We start from the raw sequence: 14,497 nt of genomic DNA, 5'->3' as shown, positions 1-14,497 counted from the left end.
CCCAGCCCGGTTCGGATGCCTTGTGCGCTCAGGCAAAACCTCTGGCCCCCGGAGGCGGAATCCAAGTACCTTGACCTTGGCACTCCGGATCTCTGAAAGGGAATTTCCGTCTTATGGCCCACCCCGCCCTACTGCCCGTCGTCCTCACCTGCAACACGGACCTGCGCTTCATCGACCTGATCCAGGTGGTGGGTGCGGAGTTCCTGAAGCATCTGAGCTTCACCCAGGAGGATGGCGAGCGGCTGTGGCTGGCGATCCAGGAAGGCATCGCCAACGCCATGCGCCATGGCAACAAGCTGGACCGGGACAAGCCCGTGAAGGTCACCTTCACGCCCAAGACCGATCGCTTCGAGATCCGCATCGAGGACCGGGGTCCCGGCGTGGATCTGGAGGCCCTGCCCGATCCCAACCTGCCCGAGAACCTGCTGAAGCCCGGTGGCCGCGGCGTGTTCTTCATGCGCCAGGTGATGGACGAAGTGCACATGGAGCGCCACCCGGCGGGCTCCACCTTGGTGCTCGTGAAGGCCCGGAAGGTCCGCGAGCCGCATCCGTGACGGAGAAGCCCGTGGACTGGCGCCGCCGGGCCCTCTGGCTCTCCGGGATCACCATCGCCTACAACCTGGTGGAAGGCCTGGTGTCCATGGCGTTCGGCTGGGCGGACGACTCCGTGGCCCTCTTCGGCTTCGGCGCGGACAGTTTCATCGAGGTCGCCTCGGCGCTGCTGGTGCTATGGAAGCTGCTGGATCACGGCAACCTCGAGCGCGAGCGCAAGGCCACGCGGGGCATCGGCTGGCTGTTCCTCTTCCTGGCCCTTGGCATCGCGGGCGGAGCCATCCTCCAGCTCACGGCCCGCACCCACCCGCCCACCACGGTGCCGGGCCTCGTCATCGCCGCCCTGTCCCTGTCCTTCATGGCCTTCCTGTGGCGCGCCAAGCTCAAGACGGCCAAAGCCCTGGACAGCGCCACGGTGGAAGCCGACGCCGCCTGCAGCCTCGCCTGCATCCAGCTCTCCGTCGTGCTGTTCCTCGGCAGCCTGCTGTTCCTGCTCGCCCCAGCCCTGTGGTGGGTGGACGCCGCCGCCGCGCTGGCCTTGGCGCTGCTCATCGGGAAAGAGGGCCTCGGCATGGTTCGCGCCGCGCGGAGCGAATCCTTCACCGGCGGCTGCGGGTGCGGGCACTAAGAGCGCCTGACAAAACGCCTAAGAGCGTACCTGCTCGTTGATGAAGCCGCACTCGGCGGGCACACGGATGTAGAACATGGACTGGCCTTCGGCCTGGATGAAGGCGATCAGGCGCTCCGCCTCCTCTTCCGTGGCCATGAAGGTCACCTCGACGGGCAGGTCCCCGGCCAGCTCGATGAAGTGGTCCGCATGGATGAGCCCGTGGCGGCCGAAGCCCGCGATGGCTTTGAAGGCCGTGCCGCCCTTGAGGCCGAGGTGCCGCGCCTCCTTCAGCAGCCACTCGTAGACCAGGATCCCGTGGTGGGTCCGATCCTCCTGGACGAAGAAGGTCAGGTAGGTGCCCTTCATGACGCCTCCTCAGGCTTTCACGAACGCCTTTACCGTCAGCAGGCCCAGCAGGGTCATGGAAAGGGAGCCTGCCAGGTGGACGGCCATGTGGCCGGCGGCCCAGGCGTACTCTCCGCGGGTCAGCAGGTGCACTGCCTCGGCGGAGAACGTCGAGAAGGTGGTGAGCCCTCCCAGGAACCCAGTGATGATGAGGAGCCTCGCTTCAGGCGCCAAACCCGGGTGCTGGGTGAACACGGCCACGGCCACGCCCACAAGGTAGCCTCCCAGCAGGTTCGCCGCCAGCGTTCCAAGGGGCAGAGATGGAACAAAGGGATTCAGGAGGACACCCAGGCCCCAGCGCAGCCACGCGCCCAGAGCCGCACCGACGCCCACCGCCAGAAACGAATAGAAAGCCATGCCTGTGTCCTCCAGGAGTCACAGGCGTCATCAGCCAATCAGGCGGTTATGGGGCGGACGCCATCGCCAGGAAACAGCCTATCACTTGGCCAAGTCACTCGCCTTCACGAAGCGCACCTGCCCCTTGCTGCGAGGCACCAGCTTCTCCAGGGCCTCCACGGTCTCGGGGTAGATGTGCCCGATGATGAGCACCGAACCCTCCTTCTCGGCCAGCTTGAGGGCCCGGTCCCACTGCTTCTCCATCTCGGGGAAGGCCTTGTCGTCATCCAGGAAGACCTTCCGCTGCACCGCCGGAATGCCCAGTTCCTCGGCGACGTCATAGGCCACGCTGTCCTTCTCCGTGCGGCTGTCCACGAAGAAGAGCTTGCGGGACTTGAGCTCCTGGAGCACCCAGCCCATGCGGGTGCGGTCGGGCGTGATGCGGCTGCCCATGTGGTTGTTCACGCCCGCGCGGTGGGGGATGCCATCCAGGGCCATCCGCACCCGGCGGCGAACCTCGGGCTCCGGCAGGTTGTAGAGGATGGCATTGGGTCCAGGATCGCGACCCGGCCCGGGGTAGCCGATGGGTTCCATGGGCAGGTGGAGCATGACCTCCTTGCCCAGGCGGTAGGCAATGTCCGCGCTGTCCCGCGTGAACTCCTGGTAGGGCAGCACCGCCACGCTGAAGGGCACAGGCAGGCTGCACAGCCGTGTCACCAGCTCCGGCTGCATGTAGCCCAGGTCGTCGATGACGAGGGCGAGGCGGGGCAGCGGGCGCTCCGGTTCCTCGCCCGGAGGCTTGGCAGCCTCAGAGCCGGGCTTCGCCTTCGGCTCAGCGGATTTCTTTTCGGGCTTTTTGGGTTCCGGAGCGGGGGCTTCCCGCTTGGCCGGCGCCTGGCGCCGGTCGCAGCCCTGCTGCCCCAGCATCAGGCCAGCCCCCAGCCCCAGGAGGAGGGTGAAGGTGGCCCAGCCCAGCAGGGCCAGGGTGGATGTGCGCTTCCCCTTGCCTCGCGCCAAACTAGGAAGCCTTCGCGGCGGGTGGTGCGGCCGGCACGGGGGCCTGGAGGGCCGCCATCACCTTGGCCAGGGCATCGTCCGAATCCGCGAGTCGCAGCACCTGATCCGGCACCACGCCTTGGCGGTCCAACTTCTCGCCGCCGAGGCCCACCCAGCGGCGGGATACCAGCTCCACGGCTCCGCCCTGCTTCAGGAGAAAGCGGCTGCGTTCGACACCCAGGCCCGGAGTCCTTTCGCCGAGCGTTCTCGCGCCCCCCTTCTTCAGGCAGGAAGCCAGCACTTCGGGAAGGCCCATGGTCGAGCGTCCCACGAGAAGCGCCAGACGGGCGAAGGGGGTTCCGGTCCCAGCCACGGCCATTCCGCGATCGGGCTTTCCGGCCTCCTGAAGGGTGCCGAACGCGCCCTTGGCGCCCAGCAGGCCCGCCACGGCAGCGGCCTCCTCGGCGGAGCCCTTCACGCACTGGCGCAAGTCCAACACCAGGGTCTGGCTGTGGTCCACCGTGGCCAGCAGCTTCTTCAATTCCTCGGCCCGCCCGGAGTTCAGGTCCGGCAGGGACACCAGCAGAGCGCCGGCCCCCGGCTTGAGGGTCACGGGAGCCTTCGTCAACCGCTGCCGCTGCAAGGTCGTCTTCGTGAGGTCACCGGTGGCGTTGTAGCGGTAGAGGTCGAGGGTCGACCCTTCCGGCCCGGACAGGCGGCGCTCAAGGGCCCAGGCGCTGAGCCGGCCCACGGAATCGCCGTCCACCTTCCGGATCACATCCCCCGCCTGGATGCCCGCCTTGGCAGCGGGACCACCGGGCGTCACCGCGAGCACCGTCGCGTAGATGCCCCGCTTCACCACCACCAGACCAGCCTCGGCGGGCCCGGGATCCGGCAGCCGAAGATCCTCCGCCGACAGGTAGGCGTTCAGAGGGTGCGAGCGCTCCAGCACCGCCTGGATGCCACCGGATACGACCTTCTCCATGTCGGGAGGGTCGACGTAATTCTGCTGCACCAGGGCCAGCACGTCCTGGATATCGGAGAGGCCCGCCAGGGGATCCTGGGGCGGCGCCTTCACGCCCGGTTTCGGTTGGGCCTTGGCCTGCTCGCCCTGCTGGATCACCGGCAGGGTGAAGGCGGCCACGAGAGGGAAGGAGAAAACTGAGAGCCAGGTACGGGCATGCATGGACACAGTCTACGTGGAAATAGGCTCTCGGCTGCCAGCTATCGGCTGTCAGTTGCCAACGCCGCCCAGGGGATCCCTGGAGTGGAGAACGGGCTTACCCCTGGGCGCTTCTGAACCAGTCGCTGCCGGACTGGAAACCCTTCTGCTTGGCGGCGGTCTGGGCGTGGCGGGCCAGGGCCAGGTCGATGAGCCGAGTCAGCAGTTCCGCGTACGGCACACCGCTGACGGCCATCATCTTGGGATACATGGAGATGCTGGTGAAGCCGGGGATGAAGTTCAGTTCGTTCAGGAACACCCGCCCCGTGAGCCGCTCCAGGAAGAAGTCCACCCGCGCCATGCCGTAGCCGTCGGAGGCGGCGAAAGCCTTGGCTGCCAGCTTCCGCACCAGGTCGGCCAGTTCTTCGGGGATGTTCGCGGGAATCTCCGTGCGGCTCTTGCCGTGGAGGTACTTGTCCTCGAAGGTGTAGAACTCGTCGGCCACGATGACTTCCCCCGGTTGGGACACCAGGGGCTCGTCCCCACCCAGCACGGCCACTTCGATCTCGCGGACATCCAACCCCTGCTCGACCAGCACCCGCCGATCGAAGGTGAAGGCCCGGTCCAGGGCCGCGGGCAGGTCCTCGGCGCGCTTCACCTTCTCCACGCCGATGCTGCTGCCGAGGTTCGCAGGCTTCACGAAGAGGGGCAGCCCCAGCTTGGCGCATTCCACTAGGCAGACCGGCTGCTCCCGCCGCCACCGTTCCTCGGTCAGGCCGACATAAGGCACCACCGGAAGGCCCTCGGATTCCCAGAGGCGCTTGGTGATCCACTTGTCCATGCCCGCGGCCATGGCCAGCAGGCCGGCCCCCGTGTAGGGCCGGTGTAGCAGCTCCAGATAGCCCTGGATCTGGCCGTCCTCACCGCCCGCGCCGTGCAGGGCGTTGAAGAAGAGATCCGGCAGGGGCGTGGCCTCGGCGCCCTTCTCCAAGGGCAGGAAAGGATGGGCGCTGCGCTCGGGCACCTCCCCGGCCGCCAGCCGAGTGAAGGGATCGCCAGTCACCACCCACACACCGTTCCGGGCGATGCCCATGGGCCGCACCTCGAACCGCTCCGGATCCAGGTGCTCCGCGATGGCCCGGGCCGTGACGATGGAGACTTCGTGCTCGGGGGATTCCCCGCCGAAAAGGAGGCCGACGCTCAATTTCTCGTTCATGTCCCTACTCTAGCACCCGCCCCTGGCGGGTTCTCCGGCGAGGGGACCCTGGTCCAGTGCGACGAAAATCACTTTTAAGAATTGTTGATCATTTTTATCTGATATTCATGATGCCTGGGGATGGCCCCCACGGAAAGACACCATGAGCGAACTCCTCAACAACCGGGAGCATCGGATCGCCACCCTCAAGGAGATCATCCTGCACCTGCATCGAGGCGAAGCCCCCGAGCAGGTTCGGGAACGGCTGGCCCACCTGGTCGGCGAAGTGGATGCCAGCGAGATCGCCGCCATGGAGCAGTCGCTCATGGCCGACGGTATGAGCCCCCAGGAAGTGAAGTCCATGTGCGACCTCCATGCGGAGGTGCTCCAGGACACCGTGACCCCAGCCAAGGCCCAGGAGCTGCCCGCAGGGCACCCCGTGGACACCTTCCGCCACGAGAACCGGGCCCTGGAAGCCGCCATCGGCGCCGCCCGGCAGCAGGTCGCCACCCTCGAAACCGTGGTGGACCAGACCTATCCCACTGCCGAGCGCCTAGCCGTACTGGGGGCCTTCAACGCCCTCATGGACGTGGACAAGCACTACCAGCGCAAGGAACACCTGGTCTTCTCCATCCTGGAACGCCACGGCAACACCGGGCCCTCCAAGGTCATGTGGGCCAAGGACGACGAGGTGCGCGAGCTGCTCAAGGGGGCCATCGAGGTGCTGCGGGAGGAGAGCCTCAGCGGCGCCGAGCTGAAGATCCTCGTCCCCACGGTGCTGCGCCCCGCCCTGGCGGCGCTGGAATCCATGATCTACAAGGAGGAGACCATCCTCCTGCCCATGTGCCTGGGTTTGTTCACCGAAGAGGAGTGGGGCGAAGTCTGGCGGGACAGCCCGCGCTACGGCTGGTGCCTGGTGGAGCCCGCCATCGGCTACGCGCCGCCGGTGGCCGCCCTGCCCGAGGATCCCATCCAGCTTCCCGCCGCCTCGGCGGTGGCCTTCCCCAGCGGCTCCCTCAGCTTTCAGCAGCTCATCGGCATCTTCTCTTCGCTGCCCGTGGACATCACCTTCGTGGACGCGGACGACCGTGTGGCCTTCTTCAGCGAGGGACCCGACCGCGTCTTCGCCCGCAGCCGCACCATCCTGGGTCGGGAGGTGAAGCACTGCCACCCGCCCAAGAGCGTGGACGTGGTGGAGCGCATCCTCAACGACTTCAAGACCGGCCGCCAGACCGTGGCGGAGTTCTGGATCCAGATGCAGGGGAAGTTCGTCCACATCCGCTACTTCGCCGTGCGCGACGAGGCCGGGGCCTACCTGGGCACCCTGGAGGTTACCCAGGACCTCACGCGCCTCCGCGCCCTCGAAGGCGACCGCCGCCTGCTCCAGTACGACGAAGCCTGAGGCGCCCATGGCCATCACCCCCGAAACCAAGATTGGCGACTTCCTGGCGGCCCACCCGGACCAGCAGGAGGCCCTCATTGCCCGCATCCCCGAGTTCGCCAAGCTCCGCAACCCCATCCTCCGCCGCACCGTGGCGAAGCTGGCCACCGTGGAGCTCGCGGCCCGCATGGCCGGCCTCCCTACGGCGGAGCTCGTGTGCTTCCTCCGGGAGCTGGCCGGCGAAGCCGCTGGCCCCGTGGCAGAGCGGGCGCCAACTCCGATGGGGGACCTCCGCCCCGAGTGGGCGCAAGCCAGCGCCGTGCGCACCACCCTGGACGCCGATGCCCTCCTGGCGACAGGCGAACACCCCCTGGCCCGCGTCCGTCGGGCCCTGCTGACCCTCACCCCAGGCGAAGCGATGCAGCTTCTGAGCCCCTTCCGCCCGGAACCTTTGCTGGATCAATTCCGCCAGGAAGGCACCCCCTGCTGGTGCGAGGCCGAGGGCGCGGGCCGCTTCCGGACCTGGATCCTCAAGGCCTGAGGGATCACTCCAGGAATTCGGAGGCATCCCAGTAGGTGGCGCGCTCCATGTGGCGCAGCCGCACGAGCCTGAGCATCTGCTCATTCCTCAGGCGGATGCTGTCCTCCGGCAGGACGTCCATGGTCCCGCGCCGCCGATCCGGGCCGGCATAGGCGACGTCGCGGGCCCGGCGTTCAGTGCCATTCCAGGCCATGGTTCACCTCCGTCCAGGGAAAGGTAGGCCCGGCAGAGGATCCCGCCACTCGACCCTTCGGACGAGGTCGCCTCATCCTCCGGATCCGGGTATGGCGTCCAAATGCCAGCGGCTGGGGGGGTGTCTGCAAAATCCCGCGAGGCGTAACGGCGCCAACCGATTCCCGGCGAGTTTGGCCCGGAATGCGCCTGGGTTGCGCTAGGCTGATTCCCCATCCTGACGGAGTGCCCGTGCGGTCGGCCATTTATCCAGGCTCTTTCGATCCCGTGACCCTTGGCCACTGGGACCTCATCCAGCGGGCCGCCAAGCTCGTGGATCGCCTCGTGGTGGCCGTGCTCCACAACCCGACGAAGTCCCCCGCCTTCAGCGTGGACGAGCGGGTGACCATGCTGAAGGAACTGACGGCCTCCCTGCCCCAGGTGGAGGTGACCACCTTCCACGGCCTGCTGGTGGACTTCGCCAAGGCCCAGAACGCCCAGTTCATCATCCGGGGGGTGCGGGCCTTCAGCGATTTCGAATACGAGTTCCAGATGGCCCTCATGAACCGCAAGCTGGCGCCGGAACTGGAAACCGTCTTCCTCATGCCCAAGGAGAAGTACAGCGCCGTGAGCAGCCGGTTTGTCCGCGAGATCGGCAGCATGGGCGGCAACCTGACGGACCTGGTGCCGGAGGGGCTGCGCAGCCGCATCGCGGACCGGTTGATGAACCCGTAGGCTCCCCGGGGGGCCTTGGGCTCCATTAGCCCAGGATCCGCTCGACCTTCGCCACGTGCATCACGACCACCCCGCGGCACCAGGGGTACTTGGCCTTCATCCGCTCATGGAGCGCTTGGCCCGACTGCACTTCCGCAGTTCCGGTGAGCCGGAAGCCGATCGCCTTCTCCGAGGGGCCGTGCTTGTCGGCGATCACCATCTGGACCTTGGCATCACGCGCCAGATTCTCCTCCGTCTCCCGATAACCTCCGGCGGGAAAAGCGAGGGTCTCATCGTCCAGGATGTCGAGGTAGCTCTGCCAGGTCGCCACGAGGTGAGGCCCGTCCGGACCGTTTGTCACAAAGGTGGCGGACCCTTCGGCCCTGAGTACGTCGCGAACCGTGGCATCAAGCAGCATGGAACGCCTCCGGGTCCAAGGTAGCACCGGAGGCTTCCAGGGCCCTGCTCCCTCACTTGAAGTTCATATGGACGGCCCGCACATCAGCGATCTTGCCGGCGGAGTGGCACAGGAAGCACTGCTCCTGCCGGATGAACTTACCGCCGGCCGTGACGCTGGCCCGGCTGCCGTAGAAGGTGCCGCCATTGGTCTGCATGTGGGCCACGGCCAGGGGGCTGTCGTGGCAGTTGGAGCAGGCGGCGACGTAGGGCGAGTTCACCAGGGTGGTGCCCGCGGCGGGCGTGGTGGCGCCTGTGTTGGCGTTGTAACTGAAGCCGCTCCCGAAGACATAGCCGGAGCCGTAGGCCGCGGCGAAGGGCGACCAGTAGACGCCCGGGATGGGCTCGGTACCCGTGAGGATGACGTTCACGGGCGTGGGCACGGTGCCAGTGGCGACCGTGGTCCAGAGCAGGTCGGGCAGTTCACCCGCGTTGAAGGACAGGCCGAAGTCGTAGGTGCCGGGCAGGTGGCAAGCCTCGCAGTTGTTCAGGACGCCTGGATAGGTGGTCTTCCAGTACGTGGCGCCTCCCGAGGTCTCCCAAGAGAACTTGTTCACCCGCTTGTCGGCCCCGTGGATGGCGTGGACGAAGTCCTTCATGTTCACGCCCCAGCCACTGTTCACGCGCTGGCCGTTATGGCAGAACTCGCAGGTCTGCGGATCATTGCGCTGGCCCGCGTGGAAGGCCTCAGTGGTGAAGACGCCCATGGCGCCGTGACAGTTGAGGCAGTTCGCATTGGCCACGATGGTCCGGCGAGGGGTATTCGCGGGCCCCGTGGTCGTGCTCCCGGCGTTGAGGGGGAAGCCGACCGGCAGCGGGCCGCTGATGAGCTTCGAAACATTGGGCGCGGGCACGCTCAGGCCCCCCTGCCCCGTTCCGGGGGTACCCGCGACCCTGGGAATGTAGGGATAGTTCGGCACGTTGGTCTGGGTCAGGGGCTGGGTGAGGGTCAGCCCGTAGGTGTAGCCGATGCCGCCGGTGATCATCCCGGCAGTGGTGGGAATGACCACACCAGTCATGGTGAGCGTGTAGTAGCCGCTGGCGTCGGGCGTGGCGCTGAGGGTGCCCTGCGCTGAAGCCGCCAGGGGCGCCCCGGCCATGTCGAGACCGTCACCCCGCCAGATGTTCTTGAGGTACGTGCTGGCCGTGGCGTTCCAGTCCGCCGGGTTGGCGATGCCGTCCTGGGGCACGGAGAAGGCGACGTAGAAGCTGGGGCCGCCCACGAAGTTGTCCATCAGCTCCGTGACGGTTCCCGCGGCGTAGGTGTTGAAGACCACGGGGACGCCATCCTTCAGGAACCGGAAGGTGAAGACGGGCTTGGCGCTCGCGTCGAGGGCCACGCTCTTGAGGTCCCACGTCACCTGGCTGGCGCCGGCCGGCAGGTTGCCCACGAAGGCGGCCACAGAGGAGGCGTTGGTGTTGTTGTTCGTCCCGCCAGTGTTCCAGATATTGGCGGGATCGGGCGGGACCACGGGGAGGTGCACGAGCTTGATGCCCACCGCGCCATGGCAGCCGGAGCAGTTGTTGTCCGCAAAAGCCGCGCCGCCGGGATGGTTGGTACCGGTGGCCCAGTCGATGTCGTCATGGCACCCGCTGCACGCGAAGCGGCTGGGCACGTTGAACCAGTTGTCGCCCTGGGGCGTCGCGGTGCTGGCGGTATGGCACTTCACGCAGTTGCGGTGGTCCTGGGGGTAGGTGACTTCGTTGAATGCGATGCCGCCGTAGGAGTAGCCGGCCCTCGCCAGTTCCTCCCCCCGGTGGATCCGGTGGATGAAGGAGGGGAAGTCCCCCGAGGCATGGCCGGCCAGCTTCCCGGTCTCGCCGGAGACCGTGGTGGCCGTCAGGGTGGCTTCGGCCCGGCCGTACTTGCGCTGGTCGTTGTGGCAGATCACGCAGTAACGGGTGTCCTGGCGGCCGGAACCGTGGAACTCGAACTTGGCATGGCAGCTGAAGCAGGCGGAGACATTGACGATCTCCCGCTGGGCGTCGGACGCCCCGGCGGCTGCGCCCGTGGCGGGGATGAAGTCATAGGCGGTGTTGGCAGGATTCAGGATGGGCACCGCGACCACGCCGCTGTTGGACCCATCCGACGTGTTGGTGCCCGTCCCCCGCGCCGTGCCGCCCACGAAGAGGGTCAACCGGTGAGTCAGGTTGGGGTTGAAGCTGACATCCCCCAGGTCCGCCCGGAGGTTGTTGCCGGAGTAGGTGGCCGCATCCAGCAGGGCCTGAGTCTGGGTGATGTCCCGGCGGAAGGTGTAGACGTAGGAACCGTCGCCGTTGTCCACCAGGGTCCCGATGTTGTCGGTGGAGGGTCGGGAGGGGACCCAGGTCGTCGGAGCTGTGGTCGTCGGATTGGCAGTGACAACGTAATTGACCCATATGCTTGGGCTTCCATTGGAACCCGGCACCAGCTTCGCCAAGCCGAAGGCCATGTTGGCGTAGCTGGCGAAGGCCGCCGAAGAAGCCCTGCTCGTGAAGCCCAGGCCCTTGACCGGCACGTTGTGGCCGTCGGTCACCTTGAAGGCCACCACGGGAGACGAGCTGACGGTGACACTGGTGAGGGTGGCCTTGAGGGTCAGGGCGCCCCACTCGTCCGCCGTATAGGTGGTGGCGTCGATGGCGTAGGCGGGTCCAGGCGCTCCGTTGGTGCCATTGGTACCGTTCGTGCCGTTGGTCCCGTTGAGGCCATTCTGGCCTGAGGAGCCCCGGCAGCCCAACAAGGCCAGAAGCGTGACGACGGCGGCGGTAGCCGCCCAGAATCCCCTGAAAGTGACGGGTTTCATGACGACCTCCCCTGTGTCCGGTGCCGGTGGCTGGAACTGGTCTTTCAAATCGACTTGATTGTTAAAACAAGTAACTACAATGTTTGATTCGACAGCAGCCGGGGGGTCAACTTCACACCACCCGGTGCCTTTCGGGACATCCAGGGGTAGAGAGCCCAAATGTAGGCCGAAGGCCACCCGGCGGAAGTATTTCGATGACAATTCCGGCAAGCCCGATTCCGTCGGCTGAGAACCTGCTCGCCTCTCGTCACCTTCCTCACGACCGCGGCCCACCACCAAGGGGGCTTCGGCTTCAGTCAGCCCGGAGGGGGCCTTCCGCTGGGATATCCGTCGGCAGCACCCGGTGGCCAGGCATCGAATTCAGCTGACGTCCGCCAGTTTCAGCCGCACTTGCTCCCGTTTCAGCCACTGGGCCTGGGCTTCGCTGAGGCCGTGGGCCAGAGCCCGCTCCGCGGCCTCCCTGCAGCGGGCCAGGAGGCGGCGATCGCGCACCAGATCGGCCACCTGGAACTGGGGCAGGCCGGCCTGCCGCACGCCGAAGAATTCGCCGGGGCCACGCAGCTCCAGGTCCCGCTGGGCGATGCGGAAGCCATCCTGCGTCTCCACCAGCGTCTGCAGCCGTTCCGTCTCCGAGCCGCTGATCATGAGGAAGTGGCTGCGGTGGGCCCCCCGGCCTACACGGCCCCGCAGCTGGTGGAGCTGGCTGAGGCCGAAGCGCTCGGCGTGGTCCACCACCATCACCGTGGCGTTCGGAACATCCACACCCACCTCGATCACTGTGGTGGCCAGCAGGATCTTCGCCTCGCCGGAGGCGAACCGCGCCATGCGGGCCGCCATCTCATCCGTCCGGACCCGGCCGTGCACCACCTCGATGGCCACTTCCGGGAAGATGCCGCGCAGCAGCGCCTCCATGGCCTGGATATCCCGCAGCTGCACCTTGCCTTCGTCGGAGGGATCGATGCTGGGGCTCACCACGAAGGCCTGGCGGCCCTCGGCCAGCTCGCGCCGCACCTGCTCCCAGGCCCGCTCGGCGAACTCGGACTTGTGCAGCTTCGTGGTGATGGGCTGGCGCCCGGGAGGCAGCTCGTCCAGCACGCTCTGGTCCAGGTCGCCGAAGATCGCCAGGGCCAGGGAGCGGGGGATGGGCGTGGCGCTCATGACCAGCCAGTGGGGATCGCCGCCCTTCTCCTTGAGAGCCTCCCGCTGCTTCACGCCGAAGCGGTGCTGCTCGTCCACCACCACCAGTTGGAGTTTGTGGAAGGCGACGGCCTCCTGGAAGAGGGCGTGGGTGCCCACGACGTAGCGAGCCTCGCCGCTGGCGACGCGGGCCAGGGCCGCGCGCTTCTCCGCGGCCTTCATGCCGCCCAGGAGCAGCTGCAGGGAATCAGCCCGATCGCCCAGGTAGCGCCGGAAGCTGGCGGCATGCTGGCGCGCGAGCACCTCCGTGGGCACCAGCAGCGCCCCCTGCCCGCCCGTTTCCGCGACCATCGCCATGGACAGGAGGGCCACCAGGGTCTTGCCACTGCCCACGTCACCCTGCAGCAGGCGGTTCATGACCCGGCCCGAGGTGAGGTCGTCCACGATCTCCTTGAAGGATCGACGCTGGGCACCAGTCAGGTGGAAAGGGAGGAAGGACCGCAGCCGCTCGCGCAGTTCCGGCGACGTGGGCACCACCAGGCCTTTGCGTTGGAGGCGCCCGGCCCGGCGCAGGGCCACGCCCAGGGAGAAGGCGAACAGCTCCTCCGTCGCCAGCCGCTGATGGGCGGGCGAAGTGCCGGAATCCAGGAGGGCAGGATCGCTGTCGTCCGGCGGTTCATGCAGCAGGCGGAAGGCGGTCATCCCGTCCGGAAGATCCTTGACCAGGTCCAGGGGTAGCCACTCTTCCGCGGCATGGGCCCGCCCCAGGGCCTCCTGGACCAGCTTCTGCCGCACCCGGCCCGTGAGGGGGCCCAGCTTGCGGTACAGCGGCAGGAAGCGCCGGACCCAGCCGATGTCCTCGCCCCGGCCCATCAACTCGAACTGCGGGCCGCGCATCTCCAGGCCATGACGGCCCACCGAGAGCGGACCGAAGGCCAGCAGGCGGTCCCCCACCTTGAAGGTGCGGGCCAGGTAGGGCTGGTTGAACCAGATAAGGCGCAGGGTGCCAGTGCCGTCCTCCAGCAGGGCCTCGGTGAGGGCCATGTGCTGCACCCGGGTGGTGCTCTGGCGCAGGTCGCGCAAGGTGCCCATGACCGTGACGATCCCCGACTCCGCGGGCTCCAGGCCCCGCAAGTCCAGGTTGCCCAGGGGGCGGAGGCTGCCGCGGTCCACGAAGCGATAGGGCAGGCTCCACAACAGATCCCGCAGGGTGTCGATGCCCGCCTCCTGCAGGGCCGCCGCCCGTGCCGGTCCCAGGCCCCGGAGGACCGTGACCTTGGAGGACAGAGGCAGGGGCGCGAGAGTCATGGCGGCTATTTCAGCCTAGCCGCGCCTCCATGGACTCCACCATCTTTGCCACGAAGCGATCGCCGTACCAGGCGCCATGGCGGGGGTCCTCCAGTTTCCGGAGCCCTGCCATGAGGGCTGGCAGTTCGCGCACACCCTGGTCCAGCAGTCCGCGAATCTGTGTGCGGGTACGACCGGGACCCTCCGCCGGGTGGTCTTCCGCCAGCCGCGCCAGGGCCCGGGCCAGCCAGGGAAGGGCGGTCAGGCCGCAGCCAGCCAGGGCCCCCCACCCCCCTTCCAGGAACCCACTCCACAGATCCCGGGCCTGGGCGAGGGTCTCCTCCTCAAGCAGGGTGCGCTGGACGAAGAGGCCCGGCAGGGCGGCGGGCGGGGTCTGGGCCACGCTGCGGTCCAGGGGGACCAGATCCGCGAGGGAGCCGTCCGGCAGTTCCGCCAGCAGCCATAAGAGACAAGCCTGCTCCCAGGGATCCGGGCCGAACCATAGAACGGGTTCTGCGGCGCCGCCCAGGTCCTCGAGGGCCACCCGCACCGGGGCTTCATCCTCCGGCAGGCCCCACCAGGCGGCCCTCAGGCCCGGCAGTTGGAGGGCATCCGGCGTCCAGGGACCCACGGCGGGTGAATCGCGGCAGATGCGCACGGAGCCGGGCAGGCCGGAGCGGCGATGCACCACTGCGGAAGCGTCACCGCAGTGGAGATGGATCAGGCTGTCATGCGAAGCCATGAATCGCTCCGAGGTGGGCACCTCAGCAT

15 protein-coding genes and 1 riboswitch are annotated in these 14,497 nt (G+C 67.5%); of the genes, 5 read left to right on the top strand and 10 right to left on the bottom strand.

Translation table 11 applies throughout. From position 1 onward, the window contains the following. Positions 1-113 precede the first annotated feature (113 nt). On the top strand, positions 114-554 hold the full coding sequence (locus NOV65_RS00675) for an ATP-binding protein (protein WP_257303323.1): 441 nt from the start codon (positions 114-116) through the stop codon (positions 552-554). An 11-nt stretch (positions 555-565) separates the two neighbouring features. Further along, positions 566-1,180 (top strand): cation efflux transmembrane domain-containing protein, encoded by a 615-nt coding sequence (locus NOV65_RS00670; RefSeq protein WP_257303322.1) that lies wholly within the window; start codon positions 566-568, stop codon positions 1,178-1,180. Between the two features lie 18 nt (positions 1,181-1,198). Here the strand turns inward: NOV65_RS00670 and NOV65_RS00665 are convergent, their stop codons facing one another. The 5 genes from NOV65_RS00665 to NOV65_RS00645 form a co-directional block, all read right to left on the bottom strand. Then, positions 1,199-1,528 (bottom strand): DUF190 domain-containing protein, encoded by a 330-nt coding sequence (locus tag NOV65_RS00665; RefSeq protein WP_257303320.1) that lies wholly within the window; start codon positions 1,526-1,528, stop codon positions 1,199-1,201. A gap of 9 nt (positions 1,529-1,537) precedes the next feature. After that, positions 1,538-1,924: a fluoride efflux transporter CrcB gene (gene crcB, locus NOV65_RS00660; protein WP_257303319.1), complete on the bottom strand. Its 387-nt coding sequence runs from the start codon at positions 1,922-1,924 to the stop codon at positions 1,538-1,540. Positions 1,925-1,938: 14 nt separating this feature from the next. Beyond that, positions 1,939-2,001: riboswitch (Fluoride riboswitch) on the bottom strand. 4 nt (positions 2,002-2,005) lie between these two features. Beyond that, positions 2,006-2,920, bottom strand: coding sequence for a divergent polysaccharide deacetylase family protein (locus NOV65_RS00655; protein ID WP_257303317.1), 915 nt, complete (start codon positions 2,918-2,920; stop codon positions 2,006-2,008). 1 nt (position 2,921) lies between these two features. Continuing rightward, positions 2,922-4,085, bottom strand: coding sequence for a S41 family peptidase (locus tag NOV65_RS00650; protein ID WP_257303315.1), 1,164 nt, complete (start codon positions 4,083-4,085; stop codon positions 2,922-2,924). A 94-nt stretch (positions 4,086-4,179) separates the two neighbouring features. Continuing rightward, positions 4,180-5,277 carry a D-alanine--D-alanine ligase family protein gene (locus NOV65_RS00645; RefSeq protein WP_257303314.1) on the bottom strand — a complete coding sequence of 366 codons (1,098 nt, stop codon included), beginning with the start codon at positions 5,275-5,277 and terminating at the stop codon, positions 4,180-4,182. Between the two features lie 142 nt (positions 5,278-5,419). On the opposite strand from NOV65_RS00645, the gene NOV65_RS00640 reads away from it, so the two are divergent. Further along, entirely contained in the window at positions 5,420-6,658 is a 1,239-nt protein-coding gene (locus NOV65_RS00640) for a DUF438 domain-containing protein (protein WP_257303312.1), read from the top strand. Positions 6,659-6,665: 7 nt separating this feature from the next. After that, positions 6,666-7,178 carry a DUF1858 domain-containing protein gene (locus NOV65_RS00635; RefSeq protein WP_257303310.1) on the top strand — a complete coding sequence of 171 codons (513 nt, stop codon included), beginning with the start codon at positions 6,666-6,668 and terminating at the stop codon, positions 7,176-7,178. 4 nt (positions 7,179-7,182) lie between these two features. Here NOV65_RS00635 and NOV65_RS00630 read toward each other — a convergent pair whose 3' ends face one another. Then, complete coding sequence (locus NOV65_RS00630; protein ID WP_257303308.1) at positions 7,183-7,371, bottom strand: hypothetical protein; 189 nt, start codon at positions 7,369-7,371, stop codon at positions 7,183-7,185. A 230-nt stretch (positions 7,372-7,601) separates the two neighbouring features. Here NOV65_RS00630 and coaD point away from each other — a divergent pair, with 230 nt between their 5' ends. Next, positions 7,602-8,084 carry a pantetheine-phosphate adenylyltransferase gene (gene coaD / locus NOV65_RS00625; protein WP_257303306.1) on the top strand — a complete coding sequence of 161 codons (483 nt, stop codon included), beginning with the start codon at positions 7,602-7,604 and terminating at the stop codon, positions 8,082-8,084. Between the two features lie 25 nt (positions 8,085-8,109). On the opposite strand, the gene NOV65_RS00620 is transcribed toward coaD, so the two are convergent. From NOV65_RS00620 to NOV65_RS00605, 4 genes are all read right to left on the bottom strand, one after another. Continuing rightward, a complete protein-coding gene (locus tag NOV65_RS00620) occupies positions 8,110-8,481 on the bottom strand; it encodes a pyridoxamine 5'-phosphate oxidase family protein (RefSeq protein ID WP_257303304.1) in 372 nt (123 codons plus the stop codon). Positions 8,482-8,533: 52 nt separating this feature from the next. Beyond that, positions 8,534-11,302 (bottom strand): OmcA/MtrC family decaheme c-type cytochrome, encoded by a 2,769-nt coding sequence (locus NOV65_RS00615; protein WP_257303302.1) that lies wholly within the window; start codon positions 11,300-11,302, stop codon positions 8,534-8,536. 360 nt (positions 11,303-11,662) lie between these two features. Beyond that, positions 11,663-13,747, bottom strand: coding sequence for an ATP-dependent DNA helicase RecG (gene recG / locus NOV65_RS00610; protein WP_257303301.1), 2,085 nt, complete (start codon positions 13,745-13,747; stop codon positions 11,663-11,665). A 10-nt stretch (positions 13,748-13,757) separates the two neighbouring features. After that, the gene (locus tag NOV65_RS00605) at positions 13,758-14,468 is read right to left on the bottom strand and encodes a hypothetical protein (RefSeq protein WP_257303300.1); all 711 of its coding nucleotides are present in this window, start codon (positions 14,466-14,468) and stop codon (positions 13,758-13,760) included. Positions 14,469-14,497 lie beyond the last annotated feature (29 nt).

This window comes from Geothrix campi, assembly GCF_024609265.1.
In the GTDB taxonomy this organism is placed as follows: Bacteria; Acidobacteriota; Holophagae; order Holophagales; family Holophagaceae; genus Geothrix; species Geothrix campi.
Note: the sequence above shows the minus strand (reverse complement) of the source record. Positions and strands in the feature narration are given on the sequence as shown.

What these genes read in the sequence shown, in the direction of transcription:
- recG (WP_257303301.1), bottom strand. Translation starts at nt 13,747, where the DNA reads ATGACTCTCGCGCCCCTGCCTCTGTCCTCCAAGGTCACGGTCCTCCGG.
- NOV65_RS00635 (WP_257303310.1), top strand. Translation starts at nt 6,666, where the DNA reads ATGGCCATCACCCCCGAAACCAAGATTGGCGACTTCCTGGCGGCCCAC.
- NOV65_RS00665 (WP_257303320.1), bottom strand. Translation starts at nt 1,528, where the DNA reads ATGAAGGGCACCTACCTGACCTTCTTCGTCCAGGAGGATCGGACCCAC.
- NOV65_RS00675 (WP_257303323.1), top strand. Translation starts at nt 114, where the DNA reads ATGGCCCACCCCGCCCTACTGCCCGTCGTCCTCACCTGCAACACGGAC.
- NOV65_RS00630 (WP_257303308.1), bottom strand. Translation starts at nt 7,371, where the DNA reads ATGGCCTGGAATGGCACTGAACGCCGGGCCCGCGACGTCGCCTATGCC.
- NOV65_RS00650 (WP_257303315.1), bottom strand. Translation starts at nt 4,085, where the DNA reads ATGCATGCCCGTACCTGGCTCTCAGTTTTCTCCTTCCCTCTCGTGGCC.
- NOV65_RS00605 (WP_257303300.1), bottom strand. Translation starts at nt 14,468, where the DNA reads ATGGCTTCGCATGACAGCCTGATCCATCTCCACTGCGGTGACGCTTCC.
- NOV65_RS00640 (WP_257303312.1), top strand. Translation starts at nt 5,420, where the DNA reads ATGAGCGAACTCCTCAACAACCGGGAGCATCGGATCGCCACCCTCAAG.
- crcB (WP_257303319.1), bottom strand. Translation starts at nt 1,924, where the DNA reads ATGGCTTTCTATTCGTTTCTGGCGGTGGGCGTCGGTGCGGCTCTGGGC.
- NOV65_RS00620 (WP_257303304.1), bottom strand. Translation starts at nt 8,481, where the DNA reads ATGCTGCTTGATGCCACGGTTCGCGACGTACTCAGGGCCGAAGGGTCC.
- NOV65_RS00645 (WP_257303314.1), bottom strand. Translation starts at nt 5,277, where the DNA reads ATGAACGAGAAATTGAGCGTCGGCCTCCTTTTCGGCGGGGAATCCCCC.
- NOV65_RS00615 (WP_257303302.1), bottom strand. Translation starts at nt 11,302, where the DNA reads ATGAAACCCGTCACTTTCAGGGGATTCTGGGCGGCTACCGCCGCCGTC.